The organism is Marinovum algicola (genome assembly GCF_900109145.1).
In the GTDB taxonomy this organism is placed as follows: Bacteria; Pseudomonadota; Alphaproteobacteria; order Rhodobacterales; family Rhodobacteraceae; genus Marinovum; species Marinovum algicola.
In genome coordinates, this window is the sequence record NZ_FNYY01000013.1 from 95,523 (window position 1) to 113,507 (window position 17,985).

Annotated in this window: 18 protein-coding genes and 1 pseudogene; 11 read left to right on the forward strand and 8 right to left on the reverse strand. The window is 62.1% G+C overall.

The genetic code is table 11. From position 1 onward, the window contains the following. Window positions 1-3: 3 nt before the first annotated feature. Window positions 4-681, reverse strand: a complete 678-nt coding sequence (locus tag BMW90_RS16965; protein WP_048534444.1) for a GntR family transcriptional regulator — start codon at window positions 679-681, stop codon at window positions 4-6. Window positions 682-813: 132 nt separating this feature from the next. Here BMW90_RS16965 and BMW90_RS16970 point away from each other — a divergent pair, with 132 nt between their 5' ends. The 6 genes from BMW90_RS16970 to BMW90_RS16995 all read left to right on the forward strand — a co-directional run bounded on the left by BMW90_RS16970 (window position 814) and on the right by BMW90_RS16995 (window position 8,752). Continuing rightward, window positions 814-2,142, forward strand: coding sequence for a malonyl-CoA decarboxylase (locus BMW90_RS16970; RefSeq protein ID WP_074837597.1), 1,329 nt, complete (start codon window positions 814-816; stop codon window positions 2,140-2,142). Window positions 2,143-2,180: 38 nt separating this feature from the next. Further along, the gene (locus BMW90_RS16975) at window positions 2,181-3,701 is read left to right on the forward strand and encodes a malonate--CoA ligase (RefSeq protein ID WP_074837598.1); all 1,521 of its coding nucleotides are present in this window, start codon (window positions 2,181-2,183) and stop codon (window positions 3,699-3,701) included. 60 nt (window positions 3,702-3,761) lie between these two features. Next, window positions 3,762-5,222, forward strand: coding sequence for an amidase (locus BMW90_RS16980; protein ID WP_074837599.1), 1,461 nt, complete (start codon window positions 3,762-3,764; stop codon window positions 5,220-5,222). A 34-nt stretch (window positions 5,223-5,256) separates the two neighbouring features. Continuing rightward, window positions 5,257-6,573 carry a short-chain fatty acid transporter gene (locus BMW90_RS16985; RefSeq protein ID WP_048534439.1) on the forward strand — a complete coding sequence of 439 codons (1,317 nt, stop codon included), beginning with the start codon at window positions 5,257-5,259 and terminating at the stop codon, window positions 6,571-6,573. A gap of 117 nt (window positions 6,574-6,690) precedes the next feature. After that, entirely contained in the window at window positions 6,691-8,154 is a 1,464-nt protein-coding gene (locus BMW90_RS16990; RefSeq protein ID WP_074837600.1) for an amidase, read from the forward strand. Between the two features lie 334 nt (window positions 8,155-8,488). Continuing rightward, a complete protein-coding gene (locus tag BMW90_RS16995; RefSeq protein ID WP_074837601.1) occupies window positions 8,489-8,752 on the forward strand; it encodes a hypothetical protein in 264 nt (87 codons plus the stop codon). A gap of 145 nt (window positions 8,753-8,897) precedes the next feature. Here the strand turns inward: BMW90_RS16995 and BMW90_RS26745 are convergent, their stop codons facing one another. The 4 genes from BMW90_RS26745 to BMW90_RS17005 are packed head-to-tail and all read right to left on the reverse strand — an operon-like array spanning window position 8,898 to window position 11,122. Then, window positions 8,898-9,071 carry a hypothetical protein gene (locus BMW90_RS26745; RefSeq protein WP_170850573.1) on the reverse strand — a complete coding sequence of 58 codons (174 nt, stop codon included), beginning with the start codon at window positions 9,069-9,071 and terminating at the stop codon, window positions 8,898-8,900. Next, on the reverse strand, window positions 9,025-9,483 hold the full coding sequence (locus BMW90_RS26430; protein ID WP_139211432.1) for a DUF5615 family PIN-like protein: 459 nt from the start codon (window positions 9,481-9,483) through the stop codon (window positions 9,025-9,027). The genes BMW90_RS26745 and BMW90_RS26430 overlap by 47 nt, the downstream gene beginning before the upstream one ends. Next, on the reverse strand, window positions 9,480-10,154 hold the full coding sequence (locus BMW90_RS17000; protein ID WP_139211434.1) for a DUF433 domain-containing protein: 675 nt from the start codon (window positions 10,152-10,154) through the stop codon (window positions 9,480-9,482). The genes BMW90_RS26430 and BMW90_RS17000 overlap by 4 nt, the downstream gene beginning before the upstream one ends. Further along, a complete protein-coding gene (locus BMW90_RS17005) occupies window positions 10,151-11,122 on the reverse strand; it encodes an IS1595 family transposase (RefSeq protein WP_074837603.1) in 972 nt (323 codons plus the stop codon). Before BMW90_RS17005 ends, BMW90_RS17000 begins: the two co-directional genes overlap by 4 nt. A 70-nt stretch (window positions 11,123-11,192) precedes the next feature. Between BMW90_RS17005 and BMW90_RS17010 the strand changes: the two are divergent. Beyond that, a pseudogene (locus BMW90_RS17010) lies at window positions 11,193-12,050 on the forward strand (IS701 family transposase); the annotation flags it as partial. 495 nt (window positions 12,051-12,545) lie between these two features. Here BMW90_RS17010 and BMW90_RS17015 read toward each other — a convergent pair. From BMW90_RS17015 to BMW90_RS17025, 3 genes are all read right to left on the reverse strand, one after another. Continuing rightward, complete coding sequence (locus BMW90_RS17015) at window positions 12,546-13,262, reverse strand: c-type cytochrome (protein ID WP_074837604.1); 717 nt, start codon at window positions 13,260-13,262, stop codon at window positions 12,546-12,548. A gap of 56 nt (window positions 13,263-13,318) precedes the next feature. Then, window positions 13,319-14,614, reverse strand: coding sequence for a sulfite oxidase (locus BMW90_RS17020; RefSeq protein WP_074837605.1), 1,296 nt, complete (start codon window positions 14,612-14,614; stop codon window positions 13,319-13,321). A gap of 99 nt (window positions 14,615-14,713) precedes the next feature. Then, window positions 14,714-14,929: a substrate-binding domain-containing protein gene (locus BMW90_RS17025; RefSeq protein WP_211568922.1), complete on the reverse strand. Its 216-nt coding sequence runs from the start codon at window positions 14,927-14,929 to the stop codon at window positions 14,714-14,716. Between the two features lie 176 nt (window positions 14,930-15,105). On the opposite strand from BMW90_RS17025, the gene BMW90_RS17030 reads away from it, so the two are divergent. The 4 genes from BMW90_RS17030 (at window position 15,106) to BMW90_RS17045 (ending at window position 17,979) form a co-directional block, all read left to right on the forward strand. Continuing rightward, entirely contained in the window at window positions 15,106-15,933 is an 828-nt protein-coding gene (locus BMW90_RS17030) for an ATP-binding protein (RefSeq protein WP_074837607.1), read from the forward strand. A gap of 7 nt (window positions 15,934-15,940) precedes the next feature. Beyond that, complete coding sequence (locus BMW90_RS17035; protein WP_074837608.1) at window positions 15,941-16,360, forward strand: MerR family transcriptional regulator; 420 nt, start codon at window positions 15,941-15,943, stop codon at window positions 16,358-16,360. A gap of 73 nt (window positions 16,361-16,433) precedes the next feature. Beyond that, entirely contained in the window at window positions 16,434-17,687 is a 1,254-nt protein-coding gene (locus BMW90_RS17040; protein ID WP_074837609.1) for an NADH-quinone oxidoreductase subunit B family protein, read from the forward strand. 4 nt (window positions 17,688-17,691) lie between these two features. After that, the gene (locus tag BMW90_RS17045) at window positions 17,692-17,979 is read left to right on the forward strand and encodes a hypothetical protein (protein ID WP_074837610.1); all 288 of its coding nucleotides are present in this window, start codon (window positions 17,692-17,694) and stop codon (window positions 17,977-17,979) included. The last annotated feature ends 6 nt before the right edge of the window (window positions 17,980-17,985 follow it).

Genomic DNA, 17,985 nt, shown 5'->3' on the forward strand with positions numbered 1-17,985 from the left:
GTTTCACTCGATCGCCTGTTGCACGGAGGGTTCGGTTCTGAGAGCCGCGACGAGATCGTGGAACCGGTCGCCCTGGATCAGAACATGCGCCCGCATCGCCTCTGATGCCGCGCTGTCATCACCATTTCGGATCGCGCACACCACCGCCTCATGTTCGTTGTAGGAGCGCTTCATCCGATTGCGGACCCGAAGCTGGATGCGGCGATAGGGTTGCAACATGGCGTGCAGTCGCAGCGCCTCTTGTGCGAGAAAGCTATTGTGCGTGGCGGTGTAAATACAGGCGTGAAAAGCCGAGTTCTCGGCATAGTAATCGTCGTACCGCTCGTCCTCCGCCATCCGGCGGCATCTTTCATGCAGTGACACCAATTCGGCCAGTTCCTCGTTCGTGATGCGGCGGGCGGCCAGTCTTGCGCAGGTGGACTCGAGTTCTGCCATCACCTCGAAGCGTTCGGCCAGCTCTTCGACGTTCCATTCCGATACGAATGTGCCGCGCTTTGCGTGAATCCGCACGAGGCCCGAGGCTTCGAGCTGCTGCAAGGCTTCGCGGATCGGCGTGCGGGAACATCCGAATTCTTCGGCCAGCTGTATCGGATCGAGCTTGGTGCCCGGCACGTATCGGCCGTCAACAATCGCGTTTTCAAGAGATTCGCGAATGCGGAGCGTGTTCGACACGTTGCTCATGGATGGGGGCCTCCGTTGTGAACTGGTTTGAAAAATAGAATATCTTACCTCATGCATCCACAGAAATCTTTGTTATATACAACAGAAGCGATTTCGTGTATAACGATGCCATCCACCAAGAGGAGATTCACCATGCCCGGCTCCAACATCGCTTTCCTCAACGAGCTTTTGCACAGCATCGGCGCACGCATCAGCGTGAAGGCCGAAGGCACAGGCCGGTCCTCTCTGCCCGCCGATCAACGCCTTGCGGAAGCTTGCACCGAATTGATGCGGCACGCTGGCGAAGCCTTGCAGGTGGCCGTGGCGAGAGACGCGCTTGACGCCTATGGCAAGCTCGACCGGGCAGGGCAGGCGGATTTCTTCCGCAGCCTCCTGACCAACTACAGCGCAGATCCTGCGGCAATCCGAAGCGCGTTCGGCGCTTGGGACAAGACCCAGGACGAAGCCGACCTCGAGGCATTGTTCCGAGCGGTTGAGCCGCGTCGCCAGACCCTGTTGCGGCGTCTGAATTTCGCGCCCGGCGGCACGCTTCAGCTTGTTCGGATGCGCGCCGACCTGCTTGGCCTGATCCGCGAAGCCCCGGAGCTTCGGCCGCTCGACGCCGATTTCGGGCACCTGCTCGCGTCGTGGTTCAATCGTGGTTTCCTGGTGATGCGTCGCATCGACTGGAACACGCCTGCCGCGATTCTGGAAAAGATTGTCGCCTATGAAGCGGTGCATGAAATCCGTGACTGGGATGATCTGCGCCGCCGTCTCGATCCCGCCGACCGCCGGTGTTACGGCTTCTTTCACCCCGCCACCGGCGACGAGCCGCTGATCTTTGTCGAAGTCGCGCTGTGCCGGGGTATTCCCGACGCCATCGGCCCGCTGCTCTCAGATGCGCACGATGTCGAAGAAGACGAGGCGGACTCTGCGGTTTTCTATTCTATCAGCAATTGCCAGCCGGGACTGAAGGGCGTGTCCTTCGGCAACTTCCTGATCAAGCAGGTGGTGCGGGATCTGTCCAGCCAGTTGCCGGGGCTGAAAAATTTCGTGACGCTGTCGCCTGCGCCCGAATTCTCGGGCTGGCTGTCCAAACAGACCGATCCTGCGGCACAGAGCCTCTCCAAAGAACTGGCCGAAGGCGGTTGGCAGAGTGACGACGCGGCGATCCAACGCCTTGCGCCGCAGGTTCATCATTGGGCCGCACGCTACTTCACCCAAGGCAAAACCGCCTCTGGCGCGCCCGTCGACCCGGTTGCGCGCTTCCATCTCGGCAATGGCGCGTCGGCCCATCGGGTCAACTGGCCCGCCGACCTCGCCGCAGGGGCGCTGAGCCGCGCGCATGGGGTGATGATCAACTATCTCTACGAACCCGAGCGGATCGAGGCGCAGCACGAAGCCTTTGTCACCGATGGCACCGTCACTTGCGGCCCAGATCTGAAACGCGCGCTGCGCAGCCAGAAGGCGACAGCCGAATGACATCTGATCCGACCTTCAGACCGGAAAGGGAAACCTTCATGTTCAAGACACTTCTCGACCTCTTTGCCCGGAATTGCGACGCCAACGGCGCCACGGTGCTGTTCGAACGGCCCGGTGAGCCGGACATTTCCTTTGCCGAGGCGATGACCCAGGTCACGGCTTTTGCCGGCGTGCTGGAGGAGATCGGCGTTCAACCGGGCGACCGCGTAGCGGCGCAGGTGGACAAAAGCCCCGAAGCGGTGCTGCTGTATCTCGCCACGCTGCACCGGGGGGCGGTCTTCCTGCCGCTCAACACCGCTTATACCGGGGCTGAGATCGACTATTTCCTCGGCGATTCCGAGCCCGCGCTCTTTGTCTGCCGCCCTGAAACCCTGAGCCAGCACGCGGCTCGCGCCTCAGATCGGCTGACTGTCGAAAGCCTTGGCGGGGCAGGAGAGGGTACGCTTGCCGAACGCGCCCGCCGCGTCACACCGATCGAAACCCCGGTGGCGCGCAGCGCTGATGATCCGGCGGCGATCCTCTATACCTCTGGCACGACCGGCCGCTCCAAGGGGGCGGTGCTGACCCATGGCAACCTGGCGTCGAATTGTGCCGCGCTACTCGATGCCTGGCACTTTACCACCGAGGATCGGCTGATCCATGCGCTGCCGATCTTCCACACCCACGGGCTGTTCGTGGCCTGCAACATGGCGCTGGCCGCCGGGGCCACGATGATTTTCCTGACCCGCTTCGATCCTGACGAGATCATTGCGGAAATGGCGGATGCGACGGTGCTGATGGGCGTGCCGACTTTCTACACCCGGTTGCTGAAATCGCCCCGGCTGGACGCCGTGACCACCGCCGGAATGCGGCTCTTTGTGTCCGGCTCTGCGCCGCTACTGGAAGAGGATCACCGCGCCTTTGAGCAACGCACGGGGTTTGCGATCCTCGAACGCTACGGCATGACCGAAACCTGCATGATCGCCTCGAACCCTTATGACGGTGCGCGACGCCCCGGCGCCGTCGGGTTTCCGCTGCCGGGGGTCGAGATCCGTATAACCGAACGCGAGACCGGTGCCGAACTGCCGCAGGGCGACATCGGCGCCATCGAGGTGCGCGGCCCGAACGTGTTCCAGGGTTACTGGCGCATGCCGGAAAAGACCGCGTCCGAGTTTCGCGCCGATGGATTCTTTATCACCGGCGACCTCGGGAGGATCGACGGTGACGGCTATCTGCGCATTGTCGGGCGCGACAAGGATCTGGTGATCACCGGTGGCTACAACGTCTATCCCAAGGAAATCGAGGCGCTGATCGACGACCTTCCGGGAGTTTCGGAATCCGCCGTGATCGGCCTGCCGCACCCCGATTTCGGCGAAGCTGTGACCGCCATCGTTGTCCCGCGCCCCGGCGAAGCGGTCGACGAGGCAGCCCTGCAAAACGGGCTTTCCAGCGTATTGGCACGCTACAAGCAGCCCAAGCGCGTGCTTTGTATCGAGGAACTGCCCCGCAACGTCATGGGCAAGGTGCAAAAGGCCGAGCTGCGCACGCGCTACAAGGATCTCTACCAAACGGCCAACTGACGCGCTTTGCGCGCCGGGCCGACAGATAATTTGAAAACTCAGTCAGGGGGAGGAACCCGCATGAACTCGCAACAAAACGATATTGCCTCGCAAGCGAGCAGCACCAATGAACTGGTCGAGATGACCGCGACCGAGGTGGTTGGCCTCTTGAAAAAGGGCGAGGTCACGCCGCTTGAGCTGGTCGACGCCGCCGCCGCGCGCATCGAGGCCGTCGAGCCGCAGATCAATGCCCTGCCGATCCGTTTCTTCGACGAAGCGCGCGACGCCGCCAAGGCGTTTGCGGCGCAAAAGGACCATCCGGGCGCCGGCCGTCCCGGCTGGCTCGCCGGTCTGCCGGTCGCGGTGAAGGATTACAACGACGTCGCCGGACAGATCACCACCTACGGCTCGCCGATCTTTGCCGAGAACCGGGTGGAAGAGTCCGACTATACCGTGGTCACGCTTGAGGAAAGCGGCGGCATCCCGATGGCGAAATCGAACGTGCCGGAGATCGCCGGTGCCAATACCTTCAACCCGGTCTTCGGCGCCACCCGCAACCCTTGGGATCTGACGCGCACTGTTGGCGGCTCGTCGGGCGGCTCGGCCTGCGCGCTTGCGACGGGCGAGGCCTGGCTTGCCACCGGCAACGACCTCGGCGGCAGCCTGCGCATTCCCGCCAGCTATTGCGGCATCGTCGGGCTGCGCCCCAGTGTGGGCCGGGTGCCGCGTGGCAAGGGGCTTTTGCCGTTCGATCCGCTCTGGGTCGAAGGTCCGATGGCCCGCAATGTGGCCGATTGTGCGCTTATGCTCGACTCGCTGGCCCATGCGCATCCTCGCGATCCGCTGGCCATTCCGCGGCCCGAAAAACCCTTTGTCCAAGCCGTGAAAAACGCAAGTCCTCCCAAGCGCGTGGCCTACAGCCCCGATCTCGGCCTGTCGCTGGTCGATCCCGAGGTGGCCGAGATTTGCCGCAAGGGCGCACAGGGATTTGCCGATATGGGCACGACGGTCGAAGAGACCTGCCCTGATCTCGGCGGCGGCATCGACGCCTTCCAGACGCTTCGGGCGGTGCTCGTGGCCACGCTGCGCGGCGACCTGCTGGAAACCGACCGCGAGCGTGTCGCGCCGGAGATCATCTGGAACATCGAGAAGGGCCAGAACATTACCGCCGACGAGGTGCTGAGCGCCGAGCGGGTCCGCGCCCGCATCTTCCACGAAATGACCCGCTTCTTCGAGACCCACGATCTGCTGGCCTGCCCGACGGTGACCGTGCCGCCCTACAAGGTCGATCAGCGGTTCCCGACCGAGATCGGCGGTCAGACGCTGACATCCTACATCGACTGGATGTTCCTGACCTTCGTCATCACGCTGACCGGCTGCCCGGCGATCTCGATCCCCTGCGGCACGACGAAAGACGGTCTGCCCGTGGGCCTGCAACTGATCGGCAAGCCGCGCGGCGACTTCGATCTCTTGTCCTCGGCACATCTTTTGGAGGATGCGCTCGGTCTGGCCAAACAGATGCCGATCCTGCCGCGCAGCTGAGATCAATCCATCACAACGAGGGAGGAGAAACCTCATGTTCAAGGGTGCAACGCGCGCGTCGGTGCGCATGGTCGAACGATATCTGCCGGACGCATTTGTTCTGGTGCTGATGCTGACACTGGTGGTCTTTGCCGCCGGGATGCTGGTCGAAGGCCAGAGCCCCATCGCAATGATGACCTACTGGGGAGAGGGGTTCTGGAACCTACTGGCGTTTTCAATGCAGATGGTGCTGATCCTCGTGACCGGTTTCGTCGTGGCCAGCACGCCGCCGTTCCGCAAGCTGTTGCGGGCGCTGGCGCGCCTGCCGCGCACGCCGGGGCAGGCCATCATTCTGGTGACACTTGTCTCGCTGGTCGCGGCCTGGATCAACTGGGGTTTCGGACTGGTGATCGGCGCTTTCTTTGCCCGTGAATTGGGCCGTCAGGTGGAAGGGCTTGACTACCGTCTTGCCATCGCCAGCGCCTACAGTGGCTTCATGATCTGGCATGGCGGCCTGTCCGGGTCGATCCCACTGGTGATCGCGACCGAGGGGCATTTTGCGCAGGAGCTGATCGGTATCATCCCGACAAGTGAAACCCTGTTTTCGACCCTGAACCTTGGCATCCTGCTCGGGCTGCTGCTGGCGATCCCGCTGGTCAACCGCCTGATCATGCCCTCGCCGGAAGAGACCGTGACCGTCGATCCCGCGCGGCTGGCCGAGACCGAAGACGACGGCGCGGACAGCACGACCCTGGCGAATGGCATGGATGACAGTCGCCTGATTTCGATCCTCGCGGGGGGGCTTGGGCTGCTCTACGTCGCGCATTATTTCCTTGCGGCGGATGGCGGGCTGAACCTGAACATCATGAACTTCACGTTGCTCTTTGCCGGGATCTTGCTGCACGGACGTCCGACCCTGTTCCTCGCGGCGATGAAAAAGGCCATCGAAGGGGCCGGCGGCATCGTGATCCAGTTTCCCTTCTATGCGGGCATCATGGGCATGATGGTGGGGTCCGGTCTGGCGGTCACGCTGTCGAGCGGTTTCGTGGCGATCTCGACCGAACAGACCTTTCCGCTCTTTACCTTCCTGTCGGCGGGAATCGTCAATATCTTCGTGCCGTCGGGTGGCGGGCAATGGGCGGTGCAGGCCCCGATCGTTCTGGATGCGGCGGCGGCGCTTGGCGTATCTCCGGCCCGCGCAGCACTGGCCGTAGCCTGGGGCGACACCTGGACCAACCTGATCCAGCCGTTCTGGGCGCTGCCGATCCTTGCCATTGCCGGGCTCTCGGCCAAGGACATCATGGGCTTCTGCCTGATCGTCCTTGTCGTGACCGGTGTGATCATCGGCGGCGGGCTGACCTTCCTGCCGTAGCCTGCCTGCCGGACCGCGCGCCACGTGCGGTCCGGATATCATTGAAAAGGGCGGTGCGCATCACCAGTGTCGGCTGCGCCGTACCTTGCCTGCCCGACCACACCCGAAGAGAGCGCCATGACAGACACACGCCCGTCCCTTAACAGCGATGATGTGCCCACTCCCTGCACCTGGGATGCCATGTCCCTGTCGCGCGCCATCCATGCCCGCGACATTTCGTGTTGCGAGGTCATGACCACCTATCTCGGTCATATCGAAGCGGTCAATCCTCGGGTCAACGCCATCGTCTCGTTGCGTGACGGCGACGCCCTGTTGCACGAGGCCGATGCCCGCGACGCCGAGCTTGCGCGCGGAGTTTCGCGTGGCTGGCTGCATGGCATTCCGCAGGCGATCAAGGATCTTGCGATGACGGCAGGGCTGCGCACCACCTTTGGCTCGCCCCTTCTGGCCGACAACGTGCCACAAACCGATTCCATCGTCGTTGAGCGGATGAAGCGCGACGGTGCCATCGTGATCGGCAAGACCAACGTGCCGGAATTCGGCCTCGGCTCTCATTCCTACAACCCTGTGTTCGGGGCCACCGGCAACGCCTATGACCCTGACCTCTGCGCCGGGGGCTCTTCGGGCGGTGCGGCCGTGGCGCTGGCGCTGCGCATGCTGCCGGTGGCCGACGGCAGTGACATGATGGGGTCGCTGCGCAACCCGGCCGCCTTCAACAATGTCTACGGGTTTCGCCCGTCGTTCGGCCGCGTCCCCTTTGGCCCGGCGCCCGAGGTTTTTGGCCAGCAACTGGTGACCGAAGGCCCCATGGCGCGCACCGTGCCCGATCTTGCCCGCCTGCTTGCCACGCAGGCCGGTGCCGATCCCCGCGTGCCCCTGTCGCTCGACGAAGATCCGGCGATGTTCACCGCGCCGCTCGACCGCGATATCAACGGGCTGCGCATTGCCTGGATGGGCGACTGGAATGGTCACTTGCCGATGGAGCCCGGCATCCTGCCGCTCTGCGAACAGGCGCTCGCAACATTCCGGGATCTGGGGGCCGAGGTTGACGCGGCATTGCCCGACTTCGATCCCGACCGGCTCTGGCGCTGCTGGCTGACCCTGCGCCATTGGGGTGTGGCGGGTAGCATCGGCGCGTTTTATGACGACCCCGAGAAGCGCGAGATGCTGAAGCCGGAAGCGCAATGGGAAGTCGAAGGCGCGCTGTCGCTCACCGGGCGCGACATTCACGCCGCCAACGTCAGCCGCACAGCCTGGCAGGCCGCGTTGACCCGCCTGCTCGAGCGCTACGACGTCGTGGCCTTGCCAACCGCGCAGGTCTTTCCCTTTGCGATCGAGCAGAGCTGGCCACAGGAGATCGCAGGGCGCGGGATGGACACCTATCACCGCTGGATGGAAGTGGTGATCCCCGGGTCGCTGTCAGGCCATCCGGTCATTTCGATCCCGGCGGGCTTCAACACATCCGGCTTGCCGATGGGCCTGCAACTGATCGGGCGGCACAGGGGAGACCTCGACTTGCTGCGGATCGCGCGCGCCTATGAACGCGCGGCAGGCCCCGAATTTACGCGCCGGCCCTGGTAAGTCGTCCGACCAGACAGCTCGCCAGTGGCGCGTGATCACCGATTTTCCCGAACCGACTCGTCATCAAGGGAGAACCGGTCAGATTTTCCTTGATAGTAAGGCAATTCGACCGAGGATTCAGGAAAATAAGGCCACAATCGACTTCAGTTTGGGCTTTAATTGTTTAGAACCTTGGATACCCAGCAGCCGCAATCAAGCGGCGCGGTGACACTTGGAAATGGGACGTTCCTGAAATGGCGAGCCAAGGCTTGGCGATTGTATACTTGACAAACCCATTGTCGAATCAACCCACGGTAGTTAGCGTGGCTCCACATTGATTTGTGGAGATTCGAGAATGGCGTTGTTCAGTATCACCTACGACCTTGTTGCAGAGAAAGACTATGATCGCCTGACTGATCGACTAAAGGAACTTGATACGGTCAAGGTGCAACTTTCCCATTGGCTACTGAGCGCCGACAATTCGACCATTGAGGTCAAGGACCACTTGGCGGGGTACATTGATGAAGACGACAAGCTGATGGTTATTGAATTCAGCAAGAAGCCGGCCTTCACCAAGGCGTTCCAAGGCACCAACAACTGGCTCTCTCGGTTCTTCTAGCCGCGATCTAGCTGGCCAACATTACCACGCCGACCATACGGCAGGCCGTCAATGTGAACCAGAACGCCTAGGACTCGGGCCAAGGTATGTATCAGGGCGATTTTCATGGAAGATATGATATAACATTACGAACCGTAGAGCAATATCAGTCGTCCGGCTTGCCCTTCTCCGGCTTCTGCTTCGCCAGCTCCTTCAAGCGCTCGTTGAACCGCTCTTCATCGTCGTCCGTCTCTAGCTGGCGGGCGGCTTCCTTGAAGCGTTCAAGCTGGGATTTATTTCCGGGCTTTTCGGCGCTTCTTCTGGGCTTTTTGGAAGTCAATCGTCACCTTCTTTAGCGCCATGTCGGCTGCCTGCTTGATATTCCAATCGGGTCTATAGCATTCCCGCTGGTTCATTTCGGAGATGGTCTTCTCGATGCACGGCCACCATAGCAGCGTGTGCGCAGCTTGGAGATGCCCCCTAGCATGACCCCACTTGCTGGGCATCTGGATAACCCTTAACCCCGTATCAAACACGGCGTTTACCTGCGGCTCGAGCGTGGTGAAGTCTTTGTCGGCAGTCAGGATAGCGTTGCCACCTTCTTCGGAAAATTTCGTTATCCAGTGCACGTCTGCATCGCCGCAATGTCCAGCCTCCCTTACCGAAGAAATCTCCCAGTTTGGACTCAGCGCAAGCTCACGTACAATCGTGATAATTTGAGGCGATACATGTTCATCACAACGGATCTTCAAGCGGCTCTCAACTCATAGGAAACTGCTGTCTCTACTGCTTCTTCCGGCACGTCAAACCAAGCCGCGACTTTTGCTTTATGGCCTTCCGCTTGCCATTGCCTATACAGTGTCCGGGTTGGTACAGAAGTACCCTTCACATAAGGCCGCCCAAACGCAATTCTTGGGTCGATTAGCACATCTGGAAATTCCCCTGGCCTAGGAGCCCAGAGTTTCGCCAGATACGTATTAGGATCAAACTCTACGCCTTTTTCAATAGACTGCTCGATAGTCACCCACATCTCGTGCTGACCCGTGGCCATGTCCCAAGCGCGTTCATCGCCGGTTTCTTCGGCGGACGTTGCTATCACCTTTTTCCTGTCCGTGACGTATTTAGAACTCGCCAATGCGAGCGGGTGCTGGACACTCCAATCAACCCGTGCGCGATCAGCGGCTTTCCTTAACGTCGGCATGGCAACGCCCTGATTCCGAAAGAATGCGATAAACCGCAACTCCATCAGATCGAGAAAACTGACAGCCCGGCTGCCAGTGAAGTCCCGGTCAATTACCGGGCCTTTTGCGCTATTAGGATAGCCATTAAGCCACCCTCGCAGGCTTTGCTGCGATGCTCCCAGTAGGTGCGCGGCGTCAGCTATACTGAAAAAGCCGGAAAGAAGAGGGTCATGCTTCGTCACGCGCGCACCGTTGATGAGTCCGAGTAGGTCAAACGACGACCATAGGTCGATTCTAGCACCAATCCAGCCCGCTGTGAATCGTCTATGCCGTTCGCAATCCGATTGTTGTAGCGGAAATCGAACTCCGCAGCGTAGCGGTGCAGATGCTGCTTGCCGCAGTGCTGGTACACGCCCTTCATGCCGCGCTTGAAGATGCTGTAGAAGCCTTCGACGGTGTTGGTGTGAACCTGCGGCTTCTCGCGCTTCACGTACTCACCTTTGCTGTGCGTGGTGAAGTCATGGTCAGCAAAATCATCGGACAGCTTGCCGTACTGCTTTGCTTCATCGGTGTAGACCACGGCTTCCTTGGCGATGTTCTCGCGCAGGATCGGCACCAGCGTGTGCTTCCGAATATCGTCAACGACGATGGATTTGGCGCGCTTGGTATCGCGATCCACAAGGGTCAGCATGGCGTTCTTGTGGGCATAGCCACGCGCGCCCTTCTTCTTGGGCTTGTCAGGGTTTTGACCGATAAAGGTTTCGTCAACCTCAACAGCGCCGCCGTTGCCGCCCATCGGGGCAAGCGCGCCATCACGCATACACTCGCGAATGCGGTGGGTCAGGAACCACGCGCTCTTATAGGTGATGCCCAGAACGCGGTGAAGCTGGTGGCTGCTGATGCCCTTCTTGCTGGACACCATCAGGTGAATGGCTTGCAGCCACAGGTGCAGCGGGATGTGGCTTTCTTCGAAGATGGTGCCCTTGCGCACGGTGAACTGTTTGCGGCACTCACGGCATTTCCACAGGCCATGACGTTCTTTGCCTTCCGGGTTCTTCTTGCTCGGCTTGGTGCGGACGCCTTCCAGCTTGCCAGCGTTGCCCACGGTGCCGCAGTGCGGGCAGATCGGTTCGTCGCCCCAGATCATCGCCTCCACATGCTCAAATGCGGCGGCTTCGTCGTGCATGTATTTGGCGGACAGAACAGACATGGAAGGCTTCCTCTAACTCTATGTTAGTTATATCGGAATCCAGTGTGGTTTGTCAAGTATACAATCGCCTAAGAAAGGCACCCATTCGGTCGGTGTCGCGCGGCAATATTCCGGCACGGCGGGGCGGATCGAGAACTGCCAGGTCGGGGTCTTTGCCGCCTATGCCAGCCGCTGGGGCCAGGCGCTGATCGACCGGCAACTCTATCTGCCGAAATCCTGGGCCGGCGATCCGGCGCGCCGCGATAGCGCGCAGGTGCCTGATGAGGTGGCCTTTGCCACCAAGCCTGCGATGGCCTGCGAGATGATCGCGCGCCTGCTGGACGAGGGCACGCCTTGCGCCTTCGTGCTCGCCGACGCGGTCTACGGCTCCGATCACAGCTTCCGGCGCATGCTTGAAGCCCGCGGCCAGGCCTATGTGCTGGCGGTACGCTCCAATCACACGCTGCGGTTCCTGGAAGACTGGTCGCTGGTGCAGACCGACCCTGGGACGATGATCGCCGACCTGCCTGCCGAGACCTGGACGCCGCTCAGCGCCGGCGAAGGCGCCAAGGGGCCTCGGCTCTATCACTGGGCGCGCCTGCCTCTCAAGTATCAGGCCGGACAGGGATTTTCCCTCTGGTTTCTGGCGCGGCGGAGTCTGCGTGATCCCGGCGCCATCGCCTATTATTTCGCCTACGCGCCTTCTGACGCCACGCTGGAAGACCTCGCTGCGGCGGCCGGGCTGCGCTGGGCCATCGAGGAATGTTTTCTCCGTGCCAAGGACGACCTGGGTCTTGACCACTGCGAAGCGCGGTCCTGGCACGGCTGGCATCGGCACATGAGTCTGGTGATGGCCGCCGCCGCGTTTCTCGCCCGGATCGGCGCCGACCAGCGCCGCGCGGCCTATGGGAAACAGAACGAAACGAGTCCGAAACGCCCGGCTGCATGATCGCGCGCCTCCGGCAAACCCTGACCACGCCGGAAATCCGTCGCCTCTGCACGCGACTGCTGCATCGCCCGGTCCACACCGCCACCTTCATCTGGGATTGGTCACGATGGCGAAGGGGGCACCAAGTCGCCGCCGCCATCGCCCACCGAAAAGCCCGATCAAATACGCAACTGTAGTGCTAGGGGCACCTCAAAATGTGCCGGGACGCTGCTCAGTTTGGCGAGGTTGCCCGCGGATGAACAAGACGAAGACGGCGGCGATGCCGGCCGTCCGTCTTGCCTCCGTCCAGCCTGCGATCACAAAGAGTGGGCTGAGCAGGACACCTCCACCGATACCCGAATGTCATGATCGCGATGTATCCCGACGATCGGCCATGACCGGACGGAGGCGCAACGGATAGCCGCCCCTCCCAACATGACGTCAAAGGCTCCTCAGTGAAGCGGACGAGCCAGGTGATGGGCCGGGACAAATCGGCCCATTCCCGACCGCAGCACCTTAATTCCCGAGGGGGCGAGGAAAGTTTGGACGGTCGGTGTTGTAGTGGGCCGCCAGGTAGTCGAGAATCTCGGTCCTGTCGGGCTCTTCGATTTCGGACATACCCTGTTCTTCGACCATCCACTCGAACATCTCGTCCCACTCGTCGCGGGTCAGGCCCTGCTGGGCGACGATCATCTCGGAATGGCAGGCGGTGCAGGCGTAATACGTGGCCTCTACGCCCGGTGCATCGAACAGGATGCCGAATTCGTACTCCTCGGCAGCGCTGTCTGTCGCCGGTGCGGCGGCCTCGGTCGCGCCGAACGCAAGCGGGTTGTCGGAGAAGGTGTTCAGATAGGCAATCAGGTTCGCGCGGTCTTCCTCTTTCTTGAGCCCGGCAAAGCTCATCTTGGTGCCCTTGACCTCGGCCCGGGGCTTGGTGAGGAACGCATCAAGACGTTCAGGAGTCCATTCGTCACCGTATTCGGTCAGGGCGTTTGAATACTTGAAGCCGTCAACCGCGGCGACCGGCCCGTCTACGATACCATAAAGGTTGGGGCCGACTTTGTTCTTGTCGCCTTGTTCGACAGTGTGGCAGGCGGCGCATTTCTTGAAGACGCGTTCTCCCTTGGACGCATCGGCTGCCGCGAGGGCCGCGTCAAGATCCGCCAAGGCGGGCGAGCCAAGGCCGAAGCCGAGCGCAAAAAGAGAGAGATTTCGCAGAGTTGCGAAGCACATGAGGTAACTCCAGTCCGGAAGTGTTGAGGGGCGGCTCCAGGCCGCCCCGGTATTGGTTAGCTTGCGCGAACACCCACGCGATGCATGGTGTTGTTCAGATAACCTTTCGGGTTCCAGTCGATGGCAAAGGGCTGCATGACGCCCGCGCTGTCGGTGGCGCGGGCCCAAACCTCGTAGTAGCCGGCCTGCGGGAAGGTCACGTCGGCCCGCCAGTTCTGCCAAGCACCGTCATTGACCGGTGCGTCCAGTTCGGCGTCCCTCCAGGTTGACCCGAAATCGGTCGAGATCTCGACCTTGTCGATCGACCGGTCGCCGGACCAGGCGTGGCCGCGCACCTGCGTGCCCATACCGGTGTCGGCGCCGTTGGCGGGGAAGGTCACGAGCGACTTGACCGGCATCCGTTCGATGATGACGAAATCCTCGTCCGGCACATCCTGTCCCGGTGCCACGGGATAGGCGGGCACGCGATAAGACGTGCCGGTCATCTTCGGGCCGTCATGCACCTGGTCGCGCAGCTCGATCCGTGTCAGCCACTTTTGCGCGGTCGAGGCCGGCCAACCGGGCACAACAAGGCGCAAGGGGGCGCCGTTCATCGGATGTAGCGCCTCGCCGTTCATTTCGAAGGCGATCAGGATGTTGTCCGTCATCGCCTTTTCGATTGGCACGCCGCGCGAAATCGGCAGCTTGTCGGGATCGCCCGACAGGTGTCCGTCGGCCCCGTAATGCGCCGTGTAGACGACGTTGGACTGCACCCCCGCCTTTTCCAGCACGTCCTTGAGGCGAACGCCCGTCCATTCCGAACAGGCCACCGCGCCATAGGTCCACTGGTTGCCCTTGGCGGGCGGGTTGAAGAAACCGCGCCCATTGCCACCGCATTCCAGCGTGAGCGCCATGGTCACAACCTCGAACTGCTCGCGCAGATCGGCGATGGTCAGTTCCATCGGGTTGTCGACGAACCCGTCGATGGTCAGCGTCCAGGTGGACGGGTCCACGTCTTCAGGCGGGATGCCGTTGTTGCGGATGAAATGCCTGCTGGTCGGCGTGATTGCATCGTCCAGAAGCTCGGGCGGCGTCTCGGCATTGACCGGGCGGTCGTTGAGCAGGGTCAGCCCTTCTTTGCCGAACAGCACGTTTTCCTGCGCCATTGCAGCGGGCACAAAGCCAATCGGCATGTTGCGGTGGAACGGGATCGATGTGCCAACCATCGCGGCCATCGTCGCCAAGCCGGTGCGCTTCAGGAAACCGCGCCGGTCGGGGTTTGCGACCCGTCCGAAAAATTCCTTGTCCGCTTTCTCCGGATCATCTGCGAAAAACTCCTGAACCGAGCGTTTCTTGTCCTCGTCGAGCGCCATAGTCTCCTCCCTTGGCTGCTAGAGCGGTGCACAGTCGCACACCGTCATTCAACAAAGAGACGTGTGGCGCTCCGGAATTATTCCCGGGCGCGCTAAAAATTATCGCTGCCAGCCCTCGGTCGCCGGGATTTCCGGCGCCTCCTCCGTCACGAGGAAGTCGAGGAAGGCTTTCGCTTCGGGGTCGGCATCCGGCGACAGCACCACGTTGATGTCGCGATAGATTACCCGATCCTCGGTCAGTTCGACCATGTCGAGACCGTCTTTGGTGATCGGCCAGTTGGGCCAGGTGATCCATGCGTCCGCATCACCGGTCACGACAACCCGCACGCCGTCGGCCAAAAGATCACCGAAGTCTTCGATGCCCAGCGGGTTGCCGGAAACTGTCGGTTGGCACGACTAACCTTTCCCTCGGGGCAATGAATGCGTGTCATTGCACGATTACCTGGGGTAAGCTACTATTTTCGCATTGGTTTTTTTGACGGGAGGCGAGGATGAAGATCGCGACGGTCGGAAAGGGCGGGTCGGGCAAGACGACCATCGCCGGAACGTTGGCACGAATTTTTGCCGGAGAGGGACGGAAGATTCTCGCCATCGACGGCGATCCCAATCCCAACCTGGCGCTGGTGCTGGGGATGACGCCAGACGAGGCGGATCGCATCGGGTATATTCCCGCCAACGTCATGCGCCGCGGGCCCGAGGTTGACGGCGTCATCATGATGGAGCCGGCGATCCCGCGCGAGGATATCATGGCGCGATACGCCATCCCGGCGGCCAGCAACCTCGATCTGATCGTGATGGGCAAGCCGGCTCATGGCAGCGCCGGCTCGGGCTGCATGTGTGCCTCGCATCGGGCGGTGCGCGGGCTGATCGCCGAACTGACATCGATTGGCGAGCACACGATCACCGACATGGAAGCGGGGCTGGAACATCTCAAGCGCGGTACCGCGCGGCATGTCGACATGATGCTGGTGGTGGCCGAACCCTATTACCGTTCGCTCGAGGCGGCGATGCGGACCTGCGAACTGGCGGTCGAGCTGGGCATTGCGCATGTCAAGGTTGTTGCCAACAAGGTGCGTTCCGACGACGACATGAGCGCGATCCGGGCGTTCTGCGACAAGCATGGGATGGAGATCATCGGCACCGTTCCCTATGAGGAGGCAATGATGGAGGCCGAACGCCAGGGAAGCGCCCCGATTGACCATGCGGCCGGGGCTCCGGGTGTCGCCGCGATCCGCGACATTGCCGGCCGGATCGAGGCCATCGCGCGGATCGCTCACGCAGCGCCGGGGGCCGGGGCCGACGCAACGCGGAACGCTTGAGGCACGGATGCTGATTGGCGAACTGGCCGAGCTTCTGGGGGTGACACCCAAGACGCTTCGCCACTACGAGAAGATCGGGCTGATACACCCGCCCGAGCGCGCGTCGAACGGCTATCGGTTCTTTGGTCCGAGCGCCGCGCGCCGCGCGCAATTGATCGTGAATCTGCGCAAGCTCGGCCTGTCTCTGGATGAGATCGGTGACCTGCTGACCACCGATGACGGGCGCAGCCTGCGCCAGCGGCTGCTCGGACGGCTGGACGAACAGATCCGGGATCGCGAGTTGAGTATCGCGCGATTGCAGGGCGAGCATGACGAATTGCGGGCCCGTTTCGACGCATTGATCGGCACCCCGCGCGAGCGTGACGGCGATTGCATCTGCGCTGCGCTTCTCGCGCCTTGTGATTGTAAGAACAGCAGAAATCGGTAACCGGCGACGGAATCTCCTTGACCTTTCCCTTGGGGCAATCTGCTAGCATGGGCTGAATCGGGAGACCAGATGGATGACCGAGACCGCCGAAACCACACGTCAAGAGGCCTATCGCCCGACCTTCACGCTGGATGAAGGGCCGCTCGATGAAGTTCATGCCTTCTGGCTCGCCGGGATGAGTTGCGATGGCTGCACGATCTCGGCCGCCGGGGCGCAGAATCCTTCGGTCGAACAACTCTTGAACGCGCGCCTGCCGGGATTGCCGCGGATCGTGCTGCATCACCCGGTGCTTTCCGTCACCGCCGGCAAGGATTTCATGCAGGCGCACCATGCCGCCAAGGCCGGCAAGCTGGGCGCGCCCTATGTGGTGCTGTTCGAAGGTTCGGTGCCCGATGAGCGCATTGCCGGCGAATTCGGCGGCTATTGGTCGGCCATGGGCGCCGACGAGCGCGAAGGTGCCGGCAAGCAGCCCATTCCCACGGCGCAATGGCTGCACGATCTCGCTCCCGGCGCGGCGGCGGTGATCGCGGTGGGCACCTGCGCGACCTGGGGCGGCATCCCCGCGGCAATCGGCAACGTCACGGGCGCGATGTCGGTGATGGACTTTCTCGGCGAGGAATATCTCAGCGCGCTGGGTCTGCCGCCGATCAACATTCCCGGATGCGCCCCTGTCGGCGACAATACCACCGAGACCATCGCCGCGGTGCTGATGTTCCTGGCCGGATTCGGGCCGCTGCCCGAATTCGACGAGTTGGGCCGGCCGGCCTGGCTGTTCGGCGAGACGGTGCACCGCCGTTGCGTGCTGGCGGGCAATTACGAAGAGGGAAAGTTCGCCGAAAGCTACGGCGAGCGCAAATGCCTGGTTGAATTGGGCTGCTGGGGGCCGGTGGTGCAATGCAATATCGTGTCGCGTGGTGCCAATGGCCACATGGGGGGCTGCATGAACACCGGCGGCATCTGCATCGGCTGCACCATGCCCGGGTTTCCCGATGCCTTCGCGCCTTTTTACAAACGCCCTCCGGGCTCACTGATGTCGACCACGCTCAGCCGGACGACCGGCAGTTTTGTCGACTACCTGCGCCAGTTCACGCTAAAGAGCCGCAACCGGACCCGCCGGTGGAAACGCGACAACGCGGTGCCCAGTGGCTGGGCCAAAGTGGACGGCGGCCTCAATCCCGCCGAGCGGATGGTGGGCGGCGTCTACGAATTCCTGAAGCGGCGGCGGACGGGGTTTTCGGCCGCGGGCTCGCACCGGCAGCGCGCCTACCAGAACCCCTCCCATGCCTATATCCGCAAGTCCCCGCATGACCACGAGGTGGAGAGGTGACGCGATGAACATCTGGTGGGCTCTCGGTTTCGGCGTGGCGGCAGCGGTTGTCGTCGTGGTGGCGGTGCTGCTGCTGGCCATCCTTTGGCAGGCGCGGCGAATCCGCAGACTTGCATCAACCGCCGCGGAGATTGTCGGCGAGATTGATGCCAACACGCGGTCGGTCTGGCGCGTGGCGAAGATCAACAGGACTGCGGGCGCGCTTCTCGATGGCGCCGCCGCGATCGAGGCCAACGCGCGCGCGATCCGCGAGGCTGTCACGCATGACGCTGAAAATGAAGACGCGGCCTGAGGAGGA

What these genes read in the sequence shown, in the direction of transcription:
- BMW90_RS16965 (WP_048534444.1), bottom strand. Translation starts at nt 681, where the DNA reads ATGAGCAACGTGTCGAACACGCTCCGCATTCGCGAATCTCTTGAAAAC.
- BMW90_RS16970 (WP_074837597.1), top strand. Translation starts at nt 814, where the DNA reads ATGCCCGGCTCCAACATCGCTTTCCTCAACGAGCTTTTGCACAGCATC.
- BMW90_RS16975 (WP_074837598.1), top strand. Translation starts at nt 2,181, where the DNA reads ATGTTCAAGACACTTCTCGACCTCTTTGCCCGGAATTGCGACGCCAAC.
- BMW90_RS16980 (WP_074837599.1), top strand. Translation starts at nt 3,762, where the DNA reads ATGAACTCGCAACAAAACGATATTGCCTCGCAAGCGAGCAGCACCAAT.
- BMW90_RS16985 (WP_048534439.1), top strand. Translation starts at nt 5,257, where the DNA reads ATGTTCAAGGGTGCAACGCGCGCGTCGGTGCGCATGGTCGAACGATAT.
- BMW90_RS16990 (WP_074837600.1), top strand. Translation starts at nt 6,691, where the DNA reads ATGACAGACACACGCCCGTCCCTTAACAGCGATGATGTGCCCACTCCC.
- BMW90_RS16995 (WP_074837601.1), top strand. Translation starts at nt 8,489, where the DNA reads ATGGCGTTGTTCAGTATCACCTACGACCTTGTTGCAGAGAAAGACTAT.
- BMW90_RS17005 (WP_074837603.1), bottom strand. Translation starts at nt 11,122, where the DNA reads ATGTCTGTTCTGTCCGCCAAATACATGCACGACGAAGCCGCCGCATTT.
- BMW90_RS17015 (WP_074837604.1), bottom strand. Translation starts at nt 13,262, where the DNA reads ATGTGCTTCGCAACTCTGCGAAATCTCTCTCTTTTTGCGCTCGGCTTC.
- BMW90_RS17020 (WP_074837605.1), bottom strand. Translation starts at nt 14,614, where the DNA reads ATGGCGCTCGACGAGGACAAGAAACGCTCGGTTCAGGAGTTTTTCGCA.
- BMW90_RS17030 (WP_074837607.1), top strand. Translation starts at nt 15,106, where the DNA reads ATGAAGATCGCGACGGTCGGAAAGGGCGGGTCGGGCAAGACGACCATC.
- BMW90_RS17035 (WP_074837608.1), top strand. Translation starts at nt 15,941, where the DNA reads ATGCTGATTGGCGAACTGGCCGAGCTTCTGGGGGTGACACCCAAGACG.
- BMW90_RS17040 (WP_074837609.1), top strand. Translation starts at nt 16,434, where the DNA reads ATGACCGAGACCGCCGAAACCACACGTCAAGAGGCCTATCGCCCGACC.
- BMW90_RS17045 (WP_074837610.1), top strand. Translation starts at nt 17,692, where the DNA reads ATGAACATCTGGTGGGCTCTCGGTTTCGGCGTGGCGGCAGCGGTTGTC.